16 protein-coding genes are annotated in these 23,450 nt (G+C 50.5%); 11 read left to right on the top strand and 5 right to left on the bottom strand.

Translation table 11 applies throughout. The features are described 5' to 3' along the window. Positions 1-6 precede the first annotated feature (6 nt). Positions 7-2,049 (top strand): PAS domain-containing hybrid sensor histidine kinase/response regulator, encoded by a 2,043-nt coding sequence (locus tag ACXYMU_RS11070; RefSeq protein ID WP_458986453.1) that lies wholly within the window; start codon positions 7-9, stop codon positions 2,047-2,049. 155 nt (positions 2,050-2,204) lie between these two features. Here ACXYMU_RS11070 and ACXYMU_RS11075 read toward each other — a convergent pair whose 3' ends face one another. After that, complete coding sequence (locus tag ACXYMU_RS11075) at positions 2,205-2,495, bottom strand: isoamylase early set domain-containing protein (protein WP_458986454.1); 291 nt, start codon at positions 2,493-2,495, stop codon at positions 2,205-2,207. Between the two features lie 328 nt (positions 2,496-2,823). Between ACXYMU_RS11075 and ACXYMU_RS11080 the strand changes: the two genes are divergently transcribed. Beyond that, the gene (locus ACXYMU_RS11080; protein ID WP_458986455.1) at positions 2,824-3,354 is read left to right on the top strand and encodes a serine acetyltransferase; all 531 of its coding nucleotides are present in this window, start codon (positions 2,824-2,826) and stop codon (positions 3,352-3,354) included. Positions 3,355-3,782: 428 nt separating this feature from the next. Here the strand turns inward: ACXYMU_RS11080 and ACXYMU_RS11085 are convergent, their stop codons facing one another. Beyond that, the gene (locus tag ACXYMU_RS11085) at positions 3,783-5,108 is read right to left on the bottom strand and encodes an MFS transporter (RefSeq protein ID WP_458986456.1); all 1,326 of its coding nucleotides are present in this window, start codon (positions 5,106-5,108) and stop codon (positions 3,783-3,785) included. 291 nt (positions 5,109-5,399) lie between these two features. Between ACXYMU_RS11085 and ACXYMU_RS11090 the strand changes: the two genes are divergently transcribed. Next, the gene (locus ACXYMU_RS11090; RefSeq protein WP_458986457.1) at positions 5,400-6,110 is read left to right on the top strand and encodes a pseudouridine synthase; all 711 of its coding nucleotides are present in this window, start codon (positions 5,400-5,402) and stop codon (positions 6,108-6,110) included. Between the two features lie 580 nt (positions 6,111-6,690). Here the strand turns inward: ACXYMU_RS11090 and ACXYMU_RS11095 are convergent. Beyond that, a complete protein-coding gene (locus ACXYMU_RS11095) occupies positions 6,691-7,275 on the bottom strand; it encodes an NADPH-dependent FMN reductase (protein ID WP_458986458.1) in 585 nt (194 codons plus the stop codon). Between the two features lie 360 nt (positions 7,276-7,635). On the opposite strand from ACXYMU_RS11095, the gene ACXYMU_RS11100 reads away from it, so the two are divergent. The 3 genes from ACXYMU_RS11100 (at position 7,636) to ACXYMU_RS11110 (ending at position 12,082) form a co-directional block, all read left to right on the top strand. Next, entirely contained in the window at positions 7,636-9,309 is a 1,674-nt protein-coding gene (locus tag ACXYMU_RS11100) for an ArnT family glycosyltransferase (protein WP_458986459.1), read from the top strand. A 487-nt stretch (positions 9,310-9,796) separates the two neighbouring features. Further along, a complete protein-coding gene (gene ypfJ, locus ACXYMU_RS11105; protein WP_458986460.1) occupies positions 9,797-10,687 on the top strand; it encodes a KPN_02809 family neutral zinc metallopeptidase in 891 nt (296 codons plus the stop codon). A gap of 558 nt (positions 10,688-11,245) precedes the next feature. Beyond that, positions 11,246-12,082 (top strand): porin family protein, encoded by an 837-nt coding sequence (locus tag ACXYMU_RS11110; RefSeq protein ID WP_458986461.1) that lies wholly within the window; start codon positions 11,246-11,248, stop codon positions 12,080-12,082. 470 nt (positions 12,083-12,552) lie between these two features. Here the strand turns inward: ACXYMU_RS11110 and ACXYMU_RS11115 are convergent, their stop codons facing one another. After that, entirely contained in the window at positions 12,553-13,848 is a 1,296-nt protein-coding gene (locus ACXYMU_RS11115) for a hemolysin family protein (protein WP_458986462.1), read from the bottom strand. Positions 13,849-14,164: 316 nt separating this feature from the next. Between ACXYMU_RS11115 and ACXYMU_RS11120 the strand changes: the two genes are divergently transcribed. Then, the gene (locus ACXYMU_RS11120) at positions 14,165-14,296 is read left to right on the top strand and encodes a hypothetical protein (RefSeq protein WP_458986463.1); all 132 of its coding nucleotides are present in this window, start codon (positions 14,165-14,167) and stop codon (positions 14,294-14,296) included. A 395-nt stretch (positions 14,297-14,691) separates the two neighbouring features. Further along, on the top strand, positions 14,692-16,230 hold the full coding sequence (gene treF, locus ACXYMU_RS11125; protein ID WP_458986464.1) for an alpha,alpha-trehalase TreF: 1,539 nt from the start codon (positions 14,692-14,694) through the stop codon (positions 16,228-16,230). A gap of 86 nt (positions 16,231-16,316) precedes the next feature. Here treF and ACXYMU_RS11130 read toward each other — a convergent pair whose 3' ends face one another. Continuing rightward, the gene (locus ACXYMU_RS11130; protein WP_458986465.1) at positions 16,317-17,912 is read right to left on the bottom strand and encodes a hypothetical protein; all 1,596 of its coding nucleotides are present in this window, start codon (positions 17,910-17,912) and stop codon (positions 16,317-16,319) included. Positions 17,913-18,208: 296 nt separating this feature from the next. Here ACXYMU_RS11130 and ACXYMU_RS11135 point away from each other — a divergent pair, with 296 nt between their 5' ends. The 3 genes from ACXYMU_RS11135 (at position 18,209) to ACXYMU_RS11145 (ending at position 23,355) form a co-directional block, all read left to right on the top strand. Continuing rightward, positions 18,209-20,053, top strand: coding sequence for a cystathionine beta-synthase (locus ACXYMU_RS11135; protein ID WP_458986466.1), 1,845 nt, complete (start codon positions 18,209-18,211; stop codon positions 20,051-20,053). A 170-nt stretch (positions 20,054-20,223) separates the two neighbouring features. Beyond that, the gene (locus tag ACXYMU_RS11140) at positions 20,224-20,379 is read left to right on the top strand and encodes a hypothetical protein (protein ID WP_458986467.1); all 156 of its coding nucleotides are present in this window, start codon (positions 20,224-20,226) and stop codon (positions 20,377-20,379) included. A gap of 528 nt (positions 20,380-20,907) precedes the next feature. Then, positions 20,908-23,355, top strand: a complete 2,448-nt coding sequence (locus ACXYMU_RS11145) for a TonB-dependent receptor (RefSeq protein WP_458986468.1) — start codon at positions 20,908-20,910, stop codon at positions 23,353-23,355. Positions 23,356-23,450 lie beyond the last annotated feature (95 nt).

Below are 23,450 nucleotides of genomic sequence, written 5' to 3' on the forward strand. Positions count from 1 at the left end.
AAACGAATGCAGGTACAGGATGATGATTTGAATGAGGGAGGATTGAGTGCACTGATTGCTGAAAGTGCGGAGGATCTGTATGAACATGCGCCGTGCGGGTATATGTCCGCTTTGCCCGACGGTACAATCGTTAAGATAAACGCGACGCTTTTAAACTGGCTCGGCTTTAGGCCGGAAGAAGTCCTGCGCAAGCAAAAGTTACAGGACCTTTTCCCGATCGGGGGCAAAATGTACTATGAAACCCATTTCGGGCCGCTTCTTCAGATGCAGGGCTATGTGAATGAGGTAAACTTCGACCTGAGGTGCAAAAACGGCAAGCTGCTTCCGGTGCTGCTTAACAGCCGCATGCTGAAGGACGCCACCGGAGAGCCGCTGCTGTTCCGTACCACCTTTTTTGACATCACTGACCGGAAAGTGTATGAGCAGGAACTGCTACGGGCCAAGCGAGAGGCAGAAGCTGCCTCCAAGGTAAAAGCAGAGTTCCTGTCTACTGTCAGCCATGAGATTCGCACGCCACTCAATGCCATCGTTAGCATTGCCAACCTGTTAAAAGGCACCCGGTATACCCCTGAGCAGAAAGAGTTTATCAGCACCCTGAAGCTGTCGGCCGATAACCTGCTGCACCTCATCAACGACATCCTGGACTACAGCAAAATTGAGTCGGGGCGGGTAGAGCTGGCGGAGCGCGACATGAACCTGAAGGAGCTGGTGGATTCGCTGCTGTATGGGCTTAGTGTTACCGCCGAGGAAAAAGGCCTGTCGCTGAAAGCCGAAATAGACAAGCGCCTGCCGGCTCAGCTAATCGGTGACCCCATCAAAATCAGCCAGGTGCTCACAAACCTGCTCAGCAACGCAATCAAATTCACGAGTGAGGGCACGGTGATCCTGAAGGTACGCGTGCTAAAATCGACACCCGAGGATGTCCTGCTGGCTTTTCAGGTGGTGGACACAGGCATCGGTATACCCGAAGACAAACTAGAGAAGATATTCCAGGAATTTACCCAGGCCGACTACGATATCAACCTGAAGTATGGCGGGACAGGGTTGGGCTTGAGCATCAGCCAGAAACTGCTACAGCTTTACGGGAGCAAACTGACTGTAGAGAGCGTGCACGGAAAAGGCACCACATTCAGTTTTCACCTCCAGTTAAAGATCGGGGAGGAAAGCACCGTGGAAGAAAAGCGGCAAGCTATAGACCCTTATGCGGTGCAGGATATAAGTGGCGTATACCTGTTGCTGGTGGAAGACAATCCCGTGAACGTGATGGTGATCTCGAAGTACTTCGAGAAGTGGGGGGTAACCTTTGATGTGGCAACCAACGGGTTTGAGGCCATAGACCTTGCGCTGCAACACGACTACGCCCTTGTTTTGATGGATTTGCAGATGCCGGAGATGGATGGCTACACCGCTTCCGCTGTTATCCGAAAACAACCCGATAGCAAATATAAACACCTGCCGATTATTGCCCTTTCTGCCTCGGCCCAGTATGATTTTAGGGAGCGAATGCAGGAGGCAGGCATGAATGACTTCGTGAACAAGCCTTTCGATCCGGAGGAGTTGCGCAACAAGATCGCTTATTATGCGCAAAGCACTGCGGAATGGAAAGCAAAAGTTGTTGAACAGCCACGCCGCGACAGCAGTTCGGGCAAAGTACCGGCCATCCTTCAGAAAGGGGAGTATTTTACCCTAGTGAACTTTGAACATCTGCTGGAAGGTGATGAAAATGATTTGGAGCAATTGGTGCGCATGAACATTACAGGCTTGGACTATGCCAAAAGGCAACTGCACAACGCCCTGCTGGTACAGGACTTAAAGGAGTACAGGACATCCAGTCACAAAATAAACTCCAGCCTCGAGATGATGTGCGCAAACAGTCTGCGCGCCGCCATCGATTTTGGAAGGGAGCTGCTGGAGAATAACTCGCAAAACATGGTGCTGATCAGAGAAACCTCCATGCGCCTGACGCGTGAGTTCAACTATGTGATCAACGGCCTAAAGGAGATGCTTGAAAAGCGCTGGAACAGCACCTATAGTTCCAGTAATCTATAACTTACCGCATCATACGAAAACCACCGAAATGGCAAACCACATGTAAGCTGCCTTTTCGGTGGATGAATACATTTCCTTTATCCAAGCCTTTACAGGGCCAGAAAAACCGGCTTAGTAAATTTTTTTTTTAAATAGGCGCAGGTTTATCGCGGCAACTAAAGGATCACGACACTGTTGCATGTCCCGAATTCATTTGGCTTCTCGGTGTCAGCTTCCGGCTCATTCATCCAGATAGACTTGTTGATGAGATAACGGAACTCATGCTGGCTGTTTTTAGGCAGCGAGGCATCGTAAGTAAAGAAGCCGCCTTTCTTCTTGTTCATTGGTGTTGGGTTCTCCCAGTCATTGTTAAGTCCCAGGATTTCAACTGTCTCGGCATTCTCGGCTCCAACCGTGAATTTTACCTTACAAAATTCCTTCGTTTTGAGATATGTCTTCTTAATCATGGTTAAATAATTTATTATAATTGTTTAATTATAGGCATTTATTCTTATACTTAAAAAAAGTAACCCGTTTATTTTATGAATACTGTTTCATTATCAGTCATTTGGTATGAATTTGCTAGCTAGGGAAGCTGTCGTAACCCGCCTGATACGCCTATTAAATACCATACAGGGTTCTATGAGATGAACCTGCTGAAAAATAGTATTTATAGGGATAGGAGACATCAGTGCAGGTATTTTATTTGTTAAGGCACCCCGAATCTGGCGATTGAACAGGCAACGTCGGTAAGAGAGATGCCGTAAAGCGAAGTCAAATTATAGCAAATATCATATGTCATATATTTTTCAGGATTGGGAAACGAACAAGGGTAATTTGAAGGGCCGGATCGTGATGGTGCTGTTCCGGTTGGCGCGTCCGGCCTCTACGAATAAATTGCTGCGGATCCTTTGGCTGCCCTACCTTGCGTTTTACAAAATACTGGTCGAGTGGTTTATGGGCATTGAGTTACCGCACTGGACAACTGTGGGCAAAGGCCTTTACCTGGGGCACGGGCATGCGTTGGTGGTAAACGGGTGCAGCGTTATCGGGAAGAACTGTTTTATACGCCATTCTACTACCCTAGGCAATATCCGGCGCGAAGACGGCTCTTATACCGGTTCTCCTGTGCTAGGCGATAATGTGGAGCTGGGATCCAATGTATGTATTATCGGAGAAGTGCGCATCGGCAACAATGTCCGGATTGGGGCAGGCGCTGTGGTGGTGCGGGACATCCCGGATAACTCTATTGCTGTCGGCAACCCGGCCCGCGTCATCAAAACCATCACGCCTAAGCAGCCTACGCCACATCAAGCACTCGTTTAAGTATGGCCTGTTTATTTTAATAAATAACCAGAGTGCTGGGTTTTTTAATTGAATTGCGCATGTATGATTGAAAACGCTGAAATTCTGACATGCATTGTACCATTACAGCGCTATCCCAATTTAAAACACTGCTTTTGATGTGATCAGCGCAACAGTATCCCCGGTTTTCCGGCAGCTTCAGCTAAACAGCGCCGAGCGGGAAAACGCATTCCAACTTGAGAAGGGAGAGCCCCTGCCCCAGGCGTGGAGCGGTAAATCAGCTACAGGAGCTGGACATTCAAGAATTAGGTCAAGCCGCTGAAACCACTGGGTTCAGATAGAATAGCATCTAACTACAAAGTCTACCCATTAAAAAAGCCTCAGAGCACTACTGCTTCTGAGGCTTTTTTAATGGGCCGGGTATAAAACCATTGTCTATGGCAGGTAAGCTACGCCAGGTCTGCATCCACGTCTTTGACAATCAGGGTCAGGAAGCCTCCTAAGATCATGGATGCGCCGCCGAGCACCAGGGCATAGATGGCTTCGCCTCCGAACACCTGATCCACCAGAAAACCCAGGATGGCACCCGCTATGATCTGCGGGATGACGATAAAGAAATTAAAGACGCCCATAAAATAGCCCATGCGCTTCACGGGGAGGGCACCCGCCAGAATAGCGTAGGGGATGGATAGGATACTGGCCCAGGCGATGCCTACCCCGATCATGGAAACCAGAAGCAGGGTAGGATCCGAGATAAAGTAAACCGAGATCAGGCCGATGCCTCCTAACACCAGGCAGATCAGGTGGGTATGGCGGCGGCTGGTCGCTTTGGCCAGCGAGGGCAACAGCAGCGCAAAGACAGCAGACACCCCATTGTATACGGCAAAGCATACCCCCACCCAGTCAGCACCCTCGTTATAGAGGGCAGAGGTGGTGTCTGTGGCGCCATACACGTGGCTGGTCAGGGCACTGGTGGTATAGATCCACATCGAGAACAGCGCAAACCAGGAAAAGAACTGCACCACGGCCAACTGCAGCATTGTTTTAGGCATGTTGAAAATGCCCATCACCGTCTCCCGAACGCCGTCACCGAAGCTGGCGTTCCGTTTCTCGGCTCTGAACTCCTCCATGTTCTCCGGGGGGTATTCCTCTGTTTTCAGCACTGTCCAGAGTACTGCGCTGAAGAAAACAATGGCCCCCACGTAAAACGACCACTTCACCGAGGGCGGAATCATACCCTCTGGCGCCGTGTTGGCGATGCCAAACCAGTTCGTGAAGATATAGGGCAGCATGGAGGCGACCACAGCGCCTACCCCGATGAAGAATGTCTGCATGGCAAAGCCCATCGTTCGTTGGTTAGAAGGCAGCAAATCGCCTACCAGGGCCCGAAACGGCTCCATCGAGAGGTTGATCGACGTATCCAGGATCCACAGCATCCCGACGGCCATCCAAAGCAGGGAGGCATTGGGCATGGCCAGCAGCGCGGCAGAAGCCAGCACAGCACCAATCAGAAAGAAAGGCCGGCGACGCCCTAAACGCATATGCCAGGTGCGGTCGCTCAGATAGCCGATGATGGGTTGCACGACCAGGCCCGTAACGGGAGCTGCCAGCCAGTATAAAGCGATCTCAGTACCCCCAAGTGTTTCAAAAATGCGACTAACGTTGGCGTTCTGTAAGGCAAAGCCGAACTGGATCCCTAAAAACCCGAAACTCATGTTCCAGATTTGCCAGAAGCTCAACTGCTTTTTGTTGGTACTGGATAATGTTTGTGTCATTGTGGTAGGTGAGTATAACGAATAAGTAGTACGGCGGATACCTCTGCCTAAGTTAAACTTTAAGCACGTAATCACTCATCTTATACTCATATTTATCTTTAAATTTTCCATAAACATAGTTTTTGAACGTTGTTGCCGGCACATTTTGGATATTCGCAATACCCCTTTCAGGTAAATTGGGAGAGGGAGAAAGGTTACTACTGTGTATTGGAAGCGGTTCGCGTCGCTGAGTGGTTTATGTTATCTTTGTGGGTCCATTTGCTCATACATTCAACCCCGGTCCCGGCTTTTATGACAGTTCATACCTCGTCTTTGCAGTATTTTGTGGTTCAGAGAGGAGGGTTGTCTAACAAAGAAGCCATTGCCTGTATAGTAGCGGGGAGGGTGCTGGTGAATGGCCAGAAAGGGCTGCTCCGGCAGGCCTTACTTCCTGAGGACACCGTTACGCTGGATGGGCGCGTGCTCAAAAATCCGCAGGTGCATACCTATCTGGCGTTCCATAAACCAAGAGGGGTGGAGTCAACGCTCAACCCGCGTATTGCCGGTAACCTTTTAGAGGCCACCAACATAGCGCAGCGCGTTTTCCCGGTTGGGCGCTTAGACAAAGAATCGGAGGGGTTGATGCTGCTGACCGACGATGGAACCCTTTACGAGCGCGTGACGCACGCGGCGCACCACCAGGAAAAGGAGTATGCTGTAACCGTGGACAAACCCATCACGCCAGAGATGCTAGCGCGACTCGCAACCGGTATCGTGATCATGGGGAAAAGAACCCGCCCGGCCCATGTGGCGCCACTCTCGCCAAACTCCTTCAGCATTATCCTGACGCAGGGCCTGAACCGCCAGATCAGGCGGATGTGCTACAAATTGGGGTACCAGGTACAGCAACTCATCCGGACCCGCATGGTGAACATCCGCCTCGGAGAGCTGGCCCCCGGGCAGTGGCGACCACTTCACCCCGAAGAGTTACAGGAGCTAAAAGCTATTATTGGCGCTTCATGAAAATGCCGTTTTGCCGAACTATGGATTGGGTAATGGACAGGCACTTTAACAACTGTCTCCAACCTATTCAGGTAAAGACAAAGCAGCAGGTTTGCGGGATAAAATCAGCTGGCTGGTATAGATTGCTTCCAAACAATCAAGGCAGCTGTTTCGATTGCGAAACAGCTGATGCAGCCACGCCAGATGCTGACGTGCCGGAAATGTCGGTTTATTCTCTTGGTAGCTTGGAAGGGCGTGATTATCCCGAAGGATTTCTGTTATGAAAGCATATTGCTGGCTTCCGTTACAGAATTAAAAAAGTAAAGCTAGGTCAAGCAACCCGCAGCTCCAATACCCATTACTGAGTATTTTTTGCTCCATTTGCGCTTAATGGATTCATGTAGACCACTGTTCAGGCTTTTAAAAGCTGCTCTCTCCAGGATATTTAATTGCTTAGCAGGGTATAAAGTCAGTTATAAACCGACACTAACGCTTCCCTAAGAATAGCACACAGTCGCCAGAGGCGAGTGAGCGCGTTAGATGTTATCTAAGCTAGCCTGTCTATAATCAGCAATCTGGGCGTCTGAGGTAGATCTCCTGCTCAGTTAGTTGAACTGCTGTTCTTCTTCTCCTCGCGCAATGGCTTCATGGCCTTGCCCCAACTTACTACCTGATCCAGCATGGCGTTTACTTTTTTCTCCTGGAATGCTGCGGGCTTGAACTTGTTGTAATCTTCGAAATCCGTGAAAAGAGAGAGCGCCACCTGCTCCCGCACATCCGCGATCTTGAACTCAGCCATGGTGTTGCGTAGGTGCTCCACCGATCTTGCGCCGCCCGCATTTCCGTACCCCACAAACCCTGCCGACTTGTTATTCCATTCTTTATACAGAAAGTCCAGGGCATTCTTGAGTGCAGCCGGAACACCATGGTTATACTCGGGCGTAACAAAGACAAAGGCATCGAAAGGATCTATCCGGGCCGACCAATCCTTGGTGTGCTGCTTCGTGTACTTTTGCATGGCCGGCGAGTTTGGCTCATCCAGCAGGGGCAGGTTTACCTCCAGCAAATCTATCAGTTCATAGGCGGCATCCGTTCTACGAGACGCTACTTCATAGACCCATTTTCCGACCGCTTCGCCATTGCGCCCAGGCCGGGTACTGCCAATAATAATCGCCACTTTTAACATGTTGTGCGTCTTTTTACGGATGAGATGTCTGAAAAGGATACCTGCCCTGCGTGCATTTTGTCTTGCAGCAGTAGAATGCTATGCAGGTATAGTATGTACTGAATTGATCTTTAGCGGGTTGCTGCTATAACCGGTATAGCCTGAAGTGGCTGGAAAAGCGCGTTCAGACCAAACGTTTCAGCCGAGGGGGAATGTATGGGAGGGATGTTGAACGTAAACTTGCCCACAGGCACAATGGCAGGCAGTAAAACCCTAGCGTTGTGCAGAAAAGAATGGGCGGCAGCATGGGTATAAGATAAAGGGCTTGCGATCAGACACCAAAAACTAGGGTGCTAGGCATTTATGATTAAATTAGGAGGCATGAAACCACGCGTCAACGTTCTATCACCTGCAGTACCCAAAGTAAATGGTTGGCTACAGAACACGAGCATACAGCTGCTGCTGCTGTTGCTGCTGGTGGTACTTACCTATTTTCCGCAACTGGGCAAGGCGGAGGTAGACCTGATGGAAGCCCGGAACTTTATAGCTGCCCGCGAGATGGTACAGGACGGGCACTGGCTGGTGCCTACCCTGAATGGGGAGGTACGGATCGCCAAGCCACCGCTGCCTACCTGGCTCACCGCTTTGGCAGCGATGGCAGTCGGGGATGCCGGGGATTTAAGCGCTTTGCGGTTTCCGGCTGCTGTGATGTCAGGGCTGCTGGTCTTGTTTCTCTTTCTGCTGGCCCGCCAGTTAACCCGCGACAGGTTGATGCCTTTTTTGTCGGCTGTTGTACTCGCCAGTTCTTACGGACTTTTTAACGTTGGCCGCGAAGGCACCTGGGATGTATACTGCCATAGTTTTATGCTTGGCGCTATCTGGCACCTGGTCAAAGCCCTCCAAAACAAGGGCACTGCCTATGGTGTGTTTGCGCTTTGTGGCTTGCTGCTGGGTTGCTCATTTCTCAGCAAAGGGCCTGTTGCGTTTTACGCGATGTTGCTCCCTTTCCTGTTGAGTTATAGCTATTGCTTTGGCCGCCGCCCTTTTCAGCTAAACTGGCGGGGCCTTGTCATGGCATCCGGCATAGGGCTGCTGGTCAGCATTGCCTGGCCCTTGTATATTTTGCTGGTAGCGCCGGAGGCACTGGCCCAAAACCTGGCTGACGAGAGTACCGCCTGGGTTAACCGGCATGTGCGGCCCTTCTGGTACTACTGGGGTTTCTGGTCGCAGACCGGTGCCTGGGCCTTGTTCACGCTCGCAGCCCTGTTGGTCCCTTCTGCCCGGAAAGGCTTGGCAAAGTATGCTGGCAACTATACCTTCCTGGTAGTTTGGCTGGCGCTTGCGGTGTTGCTTTTGTCGGTCATCCCGGAAAAGAAAGAGCGTTATTTATTACCGGCCCTCATACCCATGGCATTGCTCACAGGGAGTTATGTGCGGTACCTCTACACCAGCTACGCGAAGAACCAAGGCGATAAATGGGGAACGCGCTTGCTTGCAGTCTATACGGTCATTCTCTTGCTGACCGCTTGCGGGGTACCGGTAGTAGTGTTTCTGCTGGCCTATCAGGCCGGGCTGATTAGCCCGGCACTACAGCTTAGCCTGACGGCTGTATGTCTTATGGCAGGAGGTATAACCATCTTGTCAATCGTGAAGAGGCGGCCGGCCTTCTACCTGCTTGCGGTATGCATGCTGAATGGGGTTGTGCTGGTGCACGGCTTTCCGCTTTTCGAAGAAGTGAAAAACCCTTCCACTACCTATCGCAGCTTTACAAACCTCCAGGGCAACCCGGAAATCAGCGGGTACCCCATGTATGCCGTAGGAGGCTTGCCGATCGTTCACCAATGGGAAGCAGGCGGATTAGTGGATACGCTCAGGTTCCGGAACCATAAACTCCAGGTGCCCGCACAGTTGCCTGCTATCTTGTTTTCACCCGTCACGCTCACTCCAGGAGATTTAGCGAATAGCGCAGTGAAGCTTGGAAAGCTCGATACGTATCACCCCAACCCAAAAAATCACGCCGAAGTGTATCATGTTTACTTGCTCGGCGGGGACTAAACCCGGATGAATCCCTAGCGACCATTTTACCTTGAATTGCGGAGATATTTTGTTCGTCCCACCACTAAGCTTAGGGCAGAAGGATGGCGTTTCTGGCACCAACCGGATAGTGCAGATGAGGCATGGCAGGGGCAGCGTTGGCCACCCTGAAATTTGGGCAGCAGGGACGTTCATGCTACTTGACTATCTACTTACTGGCTGCGCCGGGTCTTCTGCAGCATCCATTATGCAAAGCCAGCCACACCGACAACTACAACGATCAATTGCCTCCTGATCTATTTCAGATGATGGAAGCAGGATAGAGAAAACAGGGGCAAAAGGGGTATAGATAGCACAGTCACTCACAGGTTTCAACCCGCGCTCTCAATTGCCTACATCCATGTTTAGCCACCCTGCGTTATACTCTTCGGATAGGGGTATGGACGTTCAGTTGCGAGGCTGAAAGAGTGCCGATCTCCCAGTAATCACTTTATCAAAACAGCTTTTTATGAAATGGCAAGGCAGAAGAAAAAGCAGCAATATAGAAGACCGTAGAGGACAATCGGCAGGTGGTGGCAGAGGCATCAGCCCTATGCTGCTGGTCCCTTTGTTCCGGCTTCTTTTTTCAAAAGTAGGGTTGGTGATTGTCGCGGTGGTGGTGCTGGCGATGTTCCTGACAGGAACCAACCCCATTGCGTTCCTGCAGCAGTTTGTGGGTGGCGAACCGCAGTATGCCCAGTCCACCAGCTACCAGCCCAGCCCTGAAGAGCAGGAGCTGGCCAACCAGACGGCTGTGGTACTGGCAGATACCGAGGATGTCTGGAACAAGATGCTGCAAGGGTACAGAGAACCCACCCTGGTGCTGTTTTCAGACCAGGTAAACTCTGCCTGTGGAATGGCGTCTGCCGCCACAGGGCCTTTTTATTGCCCAGGCGATGAAAAACTGTACATCGACCTGAGCTTTTTCGGCGAAATGGAGCGCAAACTGGGTGCTGCGGGAGACTTTGCGCAGGCATATGTAGTGGGCCACGAGGTAGGGCACCATGTGCAGAAACTCACGGGCACCATGGAGCAGGTAAACGCCATGCGAGGGCAACTATCCGAAGCGGACTTCAACAAGCTCATGGTACGGCTAGAGCTGCAGGCTGATTTCTATGCCGGGGTATGGGCGCACCATACCCAGAAAGCCACCGGGTTTATGGAGCCCGGCGACCTGGAAGAAGCCCTGAATGCTGCCAGTGCCATCGGCGATGACCGCCTTCAGAAGCGCTCCACGGGAAGGGTGGTGCCCGACTCCTTCACACATGGCACCTCTGCCCAAAGAGTCCGCTGGTTCCGGAAAGGCTATGAAACAGGCGATGTGTCGCAGGGCGATACCTTTAACGCTACTGAGTTGTAGCGTATCAGCAGCAGCCCCTTAGTCAAGGTAAAAGAGCCTCCACTATCCGGGGGCTTTTTGCTTTGTCAATGGTGTCAGTGCGAGCTTGGAGCTCTTACTACTATTATTTAAGAAATTCTGCTGCATGGATAAATTGGGGCACGAGCTGCAAGTTCGCGCCAGCGGAGGCCAGCGGAGGAAGGGTAAAACGAATGTTCCTATTTTTCAGAAATTCGTATACTAGTTATAGGTTATTTTGAAAGCTGCAGTTAGCTAAATGGCCTGCTCTCCTTTGTCCGCGCAACCTGGCGTGGAAGCCTGCTTGTTATACTGCACTACTGCGGGGAAGCCTTCACATATCAAACACGATCCCAGTACAGTTTGCTGAAAATCTCTTGGACATGAAGATAGCACCATCCATTTTTCTGCTAACGATACAAACAGGGAGACTAGGCGCTGTGTAAGTATACAGTTGGTGTACTGGAGCTTTAGGATTGTGTTTTTTGTATTAGCTGCCGCCTGTCTTCAAGCCCAACGGTCAACTTGCCTGGAAGAACATAACCCTTTAACCCAAGTGGCATGAATAAACATTACTTTTTACTTTTCCCCTTTTTAATATCGGTGACAGCGGCACTGCAGGCCCAGAGCCTCGGGCAGCACCAGACTATATTAAAGGCCGATGCAGTACATGCCAATTCCCAACAGGCTTTTAGGGTTATTTCGGATAGAGTGGAGCAGTCCGGTGCAGCAGATATGCCTGTCAGGAGAGGTTTTAGTATTGGGCCACGACTGGGGCTGACTTTTGCTACAGAGAAGCTGGAGCCCGATGCAAGGGAAGGAGTAGATGTACGCTACCGCACAGGTTTCGTTGCGGGACTTGTAGCTAACTACAGCGTCAGTAATGTATTTTCCCTACAGCCGGAGCTGCTTTATATTGAAAAAGGCGTGGATGTACACCTGGATGTGCATGAAACTACCCCTAAGGGTTACTACGAAATCAAAGGGAAAAATTGGCTAGAGAAGCACTACATTGAGTTGCCGGTGTTAGCCAAGCTCAACTTCAGGATAGGAAGCTTAGGCTATTTTCTGACAGTGGGCCCTTCCCTAGGCTACTGGATAAGTGGAAGAGAGTATTTTAACATGCGGGAGGCTGTTAACGATGGAAATGGGACAATGACGATTATAAAAAAACAAAACAGCAAAATTGAAATTGAGAAGGAAGATAAACGGTTAGAACCGAGTGCGAACATAGGGATGGGGCTTGGCTTTGGGGCCCTGTGTCTGGACGCCAGGTACGGCATAGGCCTTCGAAGAACAAATAGTGAGGACGAGCCAGAGGCAGCCAAGAACCGCGTTCTCAGCATCTCGCTAGCGTACCTGTTCAGGGCGCCGGTTAAAGGCAAGGAGTGGCCATAGGTTTCCACCATCCAAGAAAAGCAGCGGTCGCCTTTACTAAACTGACCGAAAGCTAATCGTTATTATTTTACGTGCTTAGGCACATGGGTTCCAGTATAAATTTTTTGAATCATAAAATGGAAACCTATTTGTGCAGTCATTTTGCTGCTGACTATCCAAAACGACAGGTACAGACGTAACAAGCTGAGCAATTTAACCTGAGCGCAGCTTAGCTACAGGTCGAGCTAGAAATATATAAATTCGTTTTCGAGAGCAGGGAAGCCTAAACCGAAGGAATTATTATCAAATCAGGGAGGTAGCTACAGCTGATCGTCGGATGTGCTAACATGGAGTAAGCCGGGACAAGCTAGCTTGCACAGAAAGGATTTTGAGCTAATTAATTGTTGAAATAATAGATGTAGCTGCCGCAGCTTTTTTGAGCACTTTCTTCAGGCAATTACTGTCAGCCTCCTTACGCTTCTCTCCATACATTACAAAGCTGCCGCTGGATCACTGGGCTTCAGGATGAGACTGTCTACCCGGTAGCCATCCATATCGACCACCTCAACCTCAAAACCGTTTGCCCGCACCTTGTCCCCTGTTTTAGGAAGTCTGCCCAGCGAGTAGGAAATGAATCCGGCCAGCGTGGAATAGTTGTCATCATCTCTGCTGATCAACTCCCGCTTTAGTTCCCGGTTCAGGTCATGTATTTTCACAAATCCGCTCACCAACAAGGAGCCGTCTTCCCGGACAACCACCTCAGGCTCCTCCGTCTCATCCAGGTCAGGCATGTTGCCCACGATGGCTTCGAGAATGTCGTGCATCGTGATGATACCCTCCGGGGTGCCATACTCATCCACCACGACGCCGATGTACTGCTTTGCACGCTTAAAGAGTTTTAGGACCTCGTTTGCCCGCATGCTCATAGGGACAAGGATAGGCCGCTGCAACACGCTCTTGAGCGGTTCGACTTGTTTGCCTGCCAGGTACTCGTAGAACCGCTTGGCAGACAGTATGCCGACCACGTGGTCGAAACCGCCTTCGGTGGCCGGGAACCTGGAGTGCGCGCTTTTAGCGATGGCCGCCCGGATGGTTTCGAGCGGTAGGTTGAGGTCGATGTACTCCACCTCCCTGCGGTGCGTCCGCAGATTCTTTGCCCGCTGCTCGGCATAGGAGAAAATGTTCTGGTGCAGCTGGATTTCCTCCTTAGCCAATATACCCTGTTTGCCTGCAGTTTTTATGATCTGCCTGAGTTCTTCCTCCGACATCTTCTCTTCGGTCGGCTCTTTCACACCCAGTAGCCTGATGGCGAGATTGGTGGAACCGGAGAGTAGCTTTACCAGCGGCATAGTGGCTTTCGTGAACACACGGATAACAGGCGCAACGGCCACGGCAATGTTGTCAGCGTTTCCAAGCGCGATCGTCTTGGGTATAAGCTCGCCTATCACGATGGAGAAGTAGGTAATCAGGCCCACAACCAGCACAATGGCAAGCGTATCGGCATAGGGCGCAAGAAAAGGGACGCTCAATAGCCACGCCTCCACATCGCCGGACAAGGCCGCCCCACCATAGGCACCGGACACAATGGCAATGAGCGTGATGCCCACCTGTATGGCGGAGAGGAATTGCTCGGGTGTTTCAAGAAGTTTTAAAACTGATTTTGCTCCAGAGCTTCCCCGGTTTGCTCTTTGATCTATCCTGCTTTTATTGACCGAGATGATCGACAGTTCGGAAAGGGCAAAGAACCCGTTGAGGAAGGTGAGAAGGATCAGAATGATTATTTCCATGTTTTGCGGGAGTGTAAGAGCAGTAACCAAAAAGTGTATACTAGAATAGCGGCCAAAAGGATAACGGAACCCAGGGAACCGAGCAAAGGCCAGAAAGTGAAATTCTCCTCTTGGAAGGGGCAGGGGTGGGTACAATATTGTTACGTCATTCAAAAACCATTAGCTATCCATTCCTGTTTTCGGAAAATATCACGCATCCTTTTTTATCCTTAAGGCAGAAAATGATTTATTGCGTTAAAGCTTTTATGCATAGTAATGGGGGCAGGTGAAGTGTACCCAGTTTAAAGAAAGAGGTATAGGCAAATTATTGTAGACAATGAGCACCAGAGCAGAAAACCAACAAAAGAAGCAGCGCCAAAAGGAATTTAAGGAAAGAAAAGAAAACCAGGAGCGCCTCAAAGCTGCTGCAAAAGCTAAACGTGATTCCTCAAAGCGTAACGATGAGTAGTAGCAGATAGACTCTGGAAATAAACCCGATGGGCTTTTAATGAGCGGTGCGCAATACACCGCCTGAATTTACACTAGCTTACGCGACAGGGTATAAAAGCATGTTATCGCGACCGTCCTGAGCAGGGGCGTTTCATTCGCTACTTTACCGGCGCCCCGAATGCTTTCGGGGTGTCAAATATGGTGTCGAGTTTGCAACTCGACTGGGCCAGAGGTTCAATTATACCTTACACGCGCGAGACGCGAGCAAAGGCAATGTTAGAATGAAACGGACCTGCTCCTCGGAGGGCCAGGGATGGGTTTAAACATCAAATTGCGTGTATCGCCATCCGTGTTCAGTCCTGCGAATTCTAACTTATAAGCCAGAAATGCGTGAACAATGAAAACAAACAAGCAATGAGAGACATAGCCCCCCCACAGATTTACAGTATAGTTCCTGCCATTTTGCCACCCGACCAATTATTCGGACCGCTATTCCACGACGTTCAGATGAATCATGTTTTTCCTGATTCCATCACGTTCGCCGACTGCTACCCTAAGCGGTCTCCGGAGGAAATTCTGAGTTTATATGAAATCGAAAAGCACCGGCAGGATTTTAAACTGTACGATTTTGTCTCCGCGTATTTTCATATTCCAGCGCCTATCAAAACGGATTACAAAAGTAACCAGCACTTACCTGCTACCGAACACATTAATCTGCTTTGGCCCTTGCTGACACGGGGTTCAGAACCGAATTGCTCCCTGCTGCCTGTCCCGAAAGCATATATCGTTCCCGGAGGCCGCTTCAGAGGCCTGTATTACTGGGATAGCTACTTCACGATGCTGGGTTTGCAGGTAGCCGGCAAGCATGAACTGATAAGAGAAATGGTCCATAATTTCGCCTATCTTGTTGATGTATATGGCCATATACCAAATGCAAACCGCAGTTATTACCTCACCCGCTCACAGCCGCCTTTCTTCGCTTTAATGGTGCGGCTGCTAGCTGACATTGATGGGCCTGAAGTCTTTGCTACTTACCTTCCGCATATGCAGAAAGAGTATAACTATTGGATGGACGGGCACTTCCGCCTCTCGGATAGGGAAACTTCTTTTCGCAGAGTGGCCATACTACCAGACGGCAGTATATTAAACCGTTACTGGGATGACCTTCCTGCTCCCCGTCCTGAATCCTACCATGAGGATGTTGAAATGGCGCATTACGCTGCCCCGTTTGGTGTAGAGCCCGGCACGCTTTACAGGCACATCAGGGCAGCCTGCGAATCTGGCTGGGACTTTACCTGCCGCTGGTTCAGAGATGTCGATCGGATGGAAACGATTCATACCACCGATATCATACCAGTAGACCTGAACTGCCTGCTCTACGAACTTGAACTAACCTTATCCGAAGCTTATAACCATAGCTCATTCTCAGATCCTTCGACTTATTTCCTTCAAAAAGCGGAGGCACGGAAAAAAGCCATGCTGAAGTATTTCTGGGATGAGGAAAAGCAGTTTTTCATGGATTATAACTTAGCCCTGAATAAATCCACGGCCGTTATGTCGCTGGCTGGCATATTCCCGCTATTCTCCAAACTGGCTACTGACCAGCAAGCCCAACATGTGCACGGACATATTGCCAACAGTTTCCTACAGAAGGGGGGCGTCGTGTCTACGCTCCATAAGAGCGGGCAACAGTGGGACTTCCCGAACGGCTGGGCCCCGATGCAATACATGACTTATGCGGGACTGCGCAATTATAACTTTGCTGACACGGCAGGAGAATTGAAAGAGCGATGGCTTGCCCTTAATGATAAAGTGTTCAGGGAAACAGGCAAGATGATGGAAAAATACAACGTGGTAGACCTTGATCTTCCTGCCGGCGGGGGAGAATACCCAAACCAGGATGGCTTTGGCTGGACAAACGGCATCTATCTCTGGATGAAGCATACTACCTGACCAGGCACATCACATCCGTATACCTGGGCCTGTAAAGGCCCAGGTATACGGATGACTAACTTGGCACGGGTAATACCCTGCTAATTTTAAGGCTTGTTAAGGAACAAGGCGAGGTGCTGAATCACGGTTTTCTTCTCCAGGCCTCCAGCCAAGGCACCAGTTGTAACGCCCACCGTGCTGATAAAGGCTGCCAAACGCAACTTGTCTGATAGCCCTACCTTCGGTTTATCCAGCGTGGGCCAGGTACTGATAAGGCCTTCCGGGAAAACGTAGAGCTCTATCACCATCATCAGTCCGCCGATCATCAGGAAAAGTCCGAAGCAGGCCAGTAATATGCTCAGGAAGATGACTACATTGGCGATTGCCTGATGCTCTGTCAGGATGTTTTTATCCTTTCTGGGCAGGAACAGCGATTGGATCTTGATCAGGTAAAAGGATGCCCCTAATATGCTGGCTACTGCAAAGAAAGCCGTCGTCCTGTTTCCCATGTTAAGCCCCACGTCCCAGATCTCTGCCGTGAAAATCAGTAGAAGACTAGGGGCTACAGCAGCGGTAGCCAGACCCGGCAACGACAAGGGGAGTAGGATCGCCCAATTGCGCAGCAGTGAGTTCAGAACGGCCTTTGGGTGTTTGGCGGCCATGATGAGGTGAAATATGAAGCCCTCCAGCCCCGTACCCCCGTGCAACTCCCTCTCCGGCAGATTCTTCACTTGCTCTTTTAGCAGCACACGTTCTGAATCGCTGAATCGTGGGGTAAGCCTCCGTTTCTCCCTAAAGGTGAAAGGAGCCATGATGCTTCCTTTTTCAGTGGCAGTATGAGTAAGTCCGCTGATGTGCCCGAGTAAGTGTAGCATCAGGGCCACGGCATTGACCCGTACTGCCGGGGCATCCAGCGTGCGGACAGGCTTTCCTCTGGCTGTTGTGGTCAGCCGCTGTGTAGAAATCACGGCAGTGTAGGTAACAGGGGAGGCTAGCCCCGCTTCTATCCGGTCCTTGCGGGAGATCAGGGTGACATCCGTCACCACCATCACGATGTCGTAAGGGCCCTCTGCCATCCGCATGGTGGCCACATCCAGGAAATCGGAGGGCTCCCGCGTCCTGTCAGACGTCAGGGCCACCGGCTCAACCAGGTGAAAGGTCCATGGTATACCGGTGGCAGCACGCATTTCAGGCTGTACATCAAGCATTAACTGCCGCAGAAAGGGTTGCATCTCCTCCGGCGTCACTGCAGGGCTGTAGGCCAGGAGCAGGCCCACATGCATCTCCGCAGGCGGGATTTTCCCTTGTGCCTCCTTTAACTCGCTCAAAAAGCGCTTAGAGGAAGTAAGCCCCCTGACGAAGGTAGTTGTCGTGGCAACGCGGCTCAATCGTAATACCCGAATGGCCCTGAGCAGGCGGAATGTCCGGAAGGCAGGTATGAAGAGCGCCAGTATCGTCAGCCAGTTTTTTTCCAGGTAGCTGACTTTGCTGGCAGAGAGGAACAGTTTAAGCGCAAACTCCACTATAAAAAGCAGCCAGATCAGCACTGCCAGCTTTTCCTGCAACGGAGATGTACTGCTCACCAATTCTACAATAAAGAGGTATAGCCACACGATCGAGAGCATGAACATGGGCCCCTCCAGCCAGGCTTCGAGCTTGTAGAGGATGCGGAATCTTTTTTGCTGCGTGTTCTCTGAGGTCATCCTGTTTTAGGCTGGGTGAATGAAAAACAGCGCCTGCTGTTTGCTAACGTTCAGAACATAAAGGCATGCTTTATTGTATTCCTGCTATACCCGAAGCGAGGTGACTTTGTTGGGATGCAGCATGGAGGCTCAATATCCTGTGGGTATCTTTCCTGGCGTATGGCCAAAGGAATAAGTTGTGTTTGGGCGTCACTGCTGAATGTGTCAGACTTGTTGTGGCCGCTCTCCTCCTTCGAGGGACGTTTTCAGATAAATCTAATTAAGTTTGTATTGCCGACAGATCTAAGATTAAAATTATGAAAGAGAACAATGTGCTGAGTTATATAAAAGGTGTCCTGGAAAACATGCCAACCGACTGGCTGACGCTAACCACGCATCGGCTGGACATCTATAAAGAACAATTAGCCAAGGTTGAATTCCTGGCGCAGTTCGAGAATTTATTTAAGCAGAACAATACTGAGACAGCGGCGCTAAGTGCGTTGCCCACTGCCTACGATTATATCAGGTTAGGCCATCCGTTGTCTAGTATATTAGAATGGGGAGTTGCGAAGCTGAATAACCTTAAACCGGATAATGTTATCAGTTTTTCATCCAGAACAGCTCCTGTTTTAGCCGTTCTCAGAAAGAATTTATTAGACAGGAAAAACACCCGGATCGTTTATACACATGAGTTGCCAACTGCTTTTGATGCAGAAACGCTGCAGCGTGTTTACGGATACAATTTTGAGTTAAAACAGGTTGAGGATACGGACGATATTCCTGAGTTTAATGGCAGCACTGTTTTCGTTTCGCAACAAGATGAACCCTGTGCTTTTGACCTGTCCCCTAATATTGACTTCTATATCAGTGTGCATGCACACCTTGGCAGTATGGTACTTGTGAATGGGGAGCAAAACGAGCATTATATCCCGGAAATTCAGCACGTCCGCAGGAGAGAGACAATTGCCATGACGCCTGCCAACTGCCTTTCTGTCTTGCAGCTTCTGGTTGGGGAGACTATTGCCGCTCCTGATAAAAGTGATGTGGAGGCAAATAAGGCGAGTGTAGTCGGTTCAATTCAAAAGATCACAGGTACTACATCAAAAGTGTTAATTGGTTCTTCCGGCCTCTCTATCCAGTATGCCATTATGATGGGGCTTATTGACGATGCCCTGGTAAAACATAAAGGAAAGGCAATAAAGATCATTGTTCCTCCTAATTGCTATGGGGGCACCAACGATCAGGCAAGACGTGTTGCTGCCTGCATTGACACTGTTGAAGTGATGGACCTGCCCGTTGATGGCGACAATGACATGGTTCAGAGTATAGATATCATCTTGGAAAAGGTTGCTGAAGCGGATGCTGTCCCTTACATCATCGCTGAAATTCCGACTAACCCCAGGGTGGAGGTTCCGGACCTGGATAAGCTGAGAGATGTGCTAAGCAAAGCCCGTAAAACAGCCACTGGTAACGTGGCTATCGATCCGGTTTTTATATTGGATCAGACGTTTTGCCCTAATGTGCAGTTTGCAAGCAAAGACAGTGTCCTCTCCTCGGTCAGGACCATTTCGTATGCGAGCGGTTCGAAGTTTCCGAGCGGAGGGAAATCTACTGCCGGGTATTGTGTCGCCAATGAAAAAGCTGAAAAGCTGATGCCCGTAATAGAGAAGCACCTGAGGCTATGCGACAACGAGGCGACAGATCTTCAGATGGAAATACTTGCCAAGCAATTGCCTTCCATGAACCAGCGGATCGAAGACGCTTACAGGAACACGCGTGAGTTCGTGAATTTTATTAAAGACACACTGCCTGAGGCAAAAATCAATTTCGTTTCAGAAGAATTGGCTAAGGAAGGGTTCACCCCATCTGTGTTCTCGTTAGACCTGCCCACGAAAGGGAATACGCCAGCGGAAAGAGAGTCTTACAAGCGAGCGTTGAACGACAAGCTGATTAATTTAATGATCACTGAAATCCCTGGCGAAAGCAAATACTGTGTGAGTTATGGGCAGTTGAAAGGCTGTTACTGGACCATACCTGCCACCTCTACGCAAGGCACAACGAAGGAAGACGACAAAGACTACATTGCCCGTGTAGCCCTGTCGCCTGACATGGATCTTGAACTCCATAAAAAAGTCTTCTTAAAATTTGTGAAGCAAATATAGTGCTGGTGCAACAAGTAGCTTGTATGAGCGCTTATTACTTTCCCGAAAGTACTCAAAGGCGTTTTTCGAATGCCTTTGAGTAAGGTGACTAACTGCCATAGGAGCATGAAGGCATAACGCTCATCCAGCTTTCATTCCAGTGCAACTACGGGATCTATACCTGCCTTTGGATGCGTGACCTAAAATGCTTTGCCATGGCGACCGAAAACCACTGCTTCCATCAGTTGCTAATCACCTGGCCTGCCCGCGTGGTCTCCAGGAGAAGGATCGCCCGCTGGAGTACGCTCTTGATCGGTTCCACCTTTTTGCCTGCCATGTACTCATAGGACTGCTTGGCAGTCAGGACGCACGGTCTGCCCGGTACTACTGAATAAACCCAAGCAAGTCATACAGCACCAGGATAGCTAGTATAGCCACCGCTTCCGTTGTTTTGCCCAGCAGCAGAGAGCAGTACTGCGATGATCACGATGACCACCAAGGCCTCGGTGAACTGTTTGAAAAGCATCTTGAGGGGGCTTTTCTCTTGGGAGGACGATTAAATGCTTTCCCTGCACGACCCAATGTTGCAGTGGTAGCCTGGGGCCCAGAGAGGCTTGAAGGAGTCACCGTCTGCAGTCCCTTCGTAGGTGTATGGCTGAATGGCCCCTTGCTGATAGCGAAATGGGTAATTCGCTCGCCAATTAACAATTTTACAACGTGAGTGGTACTGGGCATGTTCCGCTTGCGGCCTTCTTACCTCGTGCGAACCGCTTCCAACCACTTTTTGTATGAAAAATGAGTTATCTTAAAACATTATAGCCTCAAAGATGTACTGAAAGCATCGAAATATATGGATACAACTAACTGAAGGTACAATGCTTAGGATGCTGCTCCTGCTATTGCTGTTCCCGTTGCTGTGCCAAGCCCAAACGGGTGTCCTGACCGGAACAGTACGAGACGTTAACACGCAACAACCACTCATTGGGGTTACGTTACAGCTAGGGGACGGCACGCTTGGCACGGCCACCAACGAGAGCGGCGTGTATCGCCTCGATAACCTACCCGTGGGCAGTTATACCGTGCAGACGTCCTATGTGGGGTATGAGCCACAGGTTAAGTATAACATCAACGTAACAGCAGGTAACCTGCAGATCATTAATTTTGAGTTGCGACCCGCCACCAGCAAGCTAAAGGAAGTAGAGGTAGTGGCGAACCGGAGGCAAAGCGCCGCGGTGGCGGACCTGATCACGCCGCTATCGGTGCAGAGCCTAACCACGGAGGAAATCCGCAGCAACCCCGGCGGCAATTTTGATATTTCCAAGGTGGTGCAGGTGTTGCCCGGTGTGGCCACGAGCGGTTCCGGGGGGCGTAACGACCTGATTATACGGGGAGGCGCGCCCAGCGAAAACGTCTATTACCTGGATGGCATCGAGATTCCGTTAATCAACCACTTTACCACGCAGGGGAGTGCGGGCGGGGCCACCGGCATCCTGAACGTGTCTTTCATCGAAGACCTGAAAGTTAGTTCCTCGGCCTTTGATGCGCGCTACGACAATGCCCTGGCGTCGGTGTTCGAGTTCCGGCAGCGCTACGGCAACCCGGAGCGCTTCTCAGGGAACGTCCGCCTCAGCGGGTCTGAGTTCGCGACTACCCTGGAGGGCCCGATCGGAGCGAAAACTACTTACCTGCTTTCAGCCCGAAGGTCCTACCTGCAGTTCCTCTTCAAACTTCTGGACCTGCCCATCCGCCCAAACTACTGGGACTTTCAGTATAAAATAGACCATAAGCTGAGCGAGAAAACGTCGCTCTCTTTTATCGGCGTGGGTGCCATCGATGAGTTTTCCTTTGGCGTGCCCCGCAACAGCACCCCTGAGAACGAGTATATCCTGCGTTCCATTCCCTTGAATAACCAGTGGAACTATAACGTTGGAGTGGGCTTAAAGCGGTTGATAAACGACGGTTATGTGAACCTGGCACTAAGCCGCAACGCGTTTAACATCGACCTTACAAAGTATGAGGCAACCGAGGAGGGAACGAACAGGCCGCTGACACTCAACTCTAATTCGCGCGAAACCGAGAATAAGCTTCGGCTGGACGTCAACAAGTATAAAAACGGGTTTAAGTACGCCTATGGCCTGTCAGGGCAGTACGTGCAGTTCACGAACGATATTTTCAGCGTGATCCGGAAGGAGCTGCGCGATGAGCAGAATAACCTGGTGCAGCCGGGGGTTACGGTGAATTACGACACCAGCCTGGACTTCTGGAGGTATGGCCTATTTGGGCAAGTGTCAAAAGCAGTGCTGGACAACAAACTGGGCCTCTCGCTAGGTATCCGGACCGACATGAACTCTTTTACCGAAGAGGGGGCAAATCCGCTGAAAACACTTTCGCCGCGTTTGGCCATTTCATACCTGCTTAACGATAGGTGGACGATAAACGCCTCCTCCGGTATCTACTACAAGCTGCCCACTTACACCGTATTGGGCTACCAGGAAAACAGCGACTACCTGAATAAGTCCGCTGAGTATATTCGCTCTGTGCACTACGTGCTGGGTACGGAATTTCTTCCGAGACAAGACCTGCGCTTTACGCTGGAAGGGTTTTACAAGGACTACAGCAACTATCCGGTGTCGGTGCGCGACGGCATTTCGCTGGCAAACCAGGGCGGTGACTTTGGCTCTATCGGCAACGAGGAGGTTATCACAAACGGCAAAGGCAGGGCGTACGGGGCTGAGATCTACCTACAGAAAAAGCTGACTGGCACCGTATTCTCGGTGCTGTCTTATACCTATGTGGTCAGTGAGTTTGCCGGAGCAGATAATAAGTATGTTTCCAGCGCCTGGGATTACCGCCACCTGGTGTCCGGGTTGCTTGGCAAGAAACTGCCCCGAAACTGGGAGTTGGGGGTGAAATACAGGTATGCCGGCGGCGCACCCGCCACCCCGTTCGATCTGGAGGCCTCCCAAAGAAACTATGCTTCACTGGGGGTAGGTATACTTGATTACAGCAGGCTAAATACGGAGCGTTTGCGGCCCTTTAGCCAGCTTGATGTTCGGATAGACAAAAAATGGAACTTCAACCGCATTACACTCGACCTGTTCCTGGACGTAGCCAACGTGCTGGCCAGCAAAACGCCGGGCTTTGACCGCTATACCTTTGAGCGGAACACCGAAAACACAGGCTTCGCCACCACCGACGGGCAGGACCTGCGCCTGGACGGGAGCAATGCTATACCCGTTATACTAAAGGATAACAGTGGAAACTTAGTGCCTACACTCGGGTTTATTGTGGAATTCTTAGAAGCTGTTTTAAAACCTATTTAAATCTTTTTAACATAACAGCTATCATGGCCAAATAAAGCATGCTTTGGGCATTGACTCTGTTTTTCTCATAGTCTTTGCTCAAGCGTCTTGCGTGC

Source organism: Pontibacter sp. CAU 1760 (genome assembly GCF_054482735.1).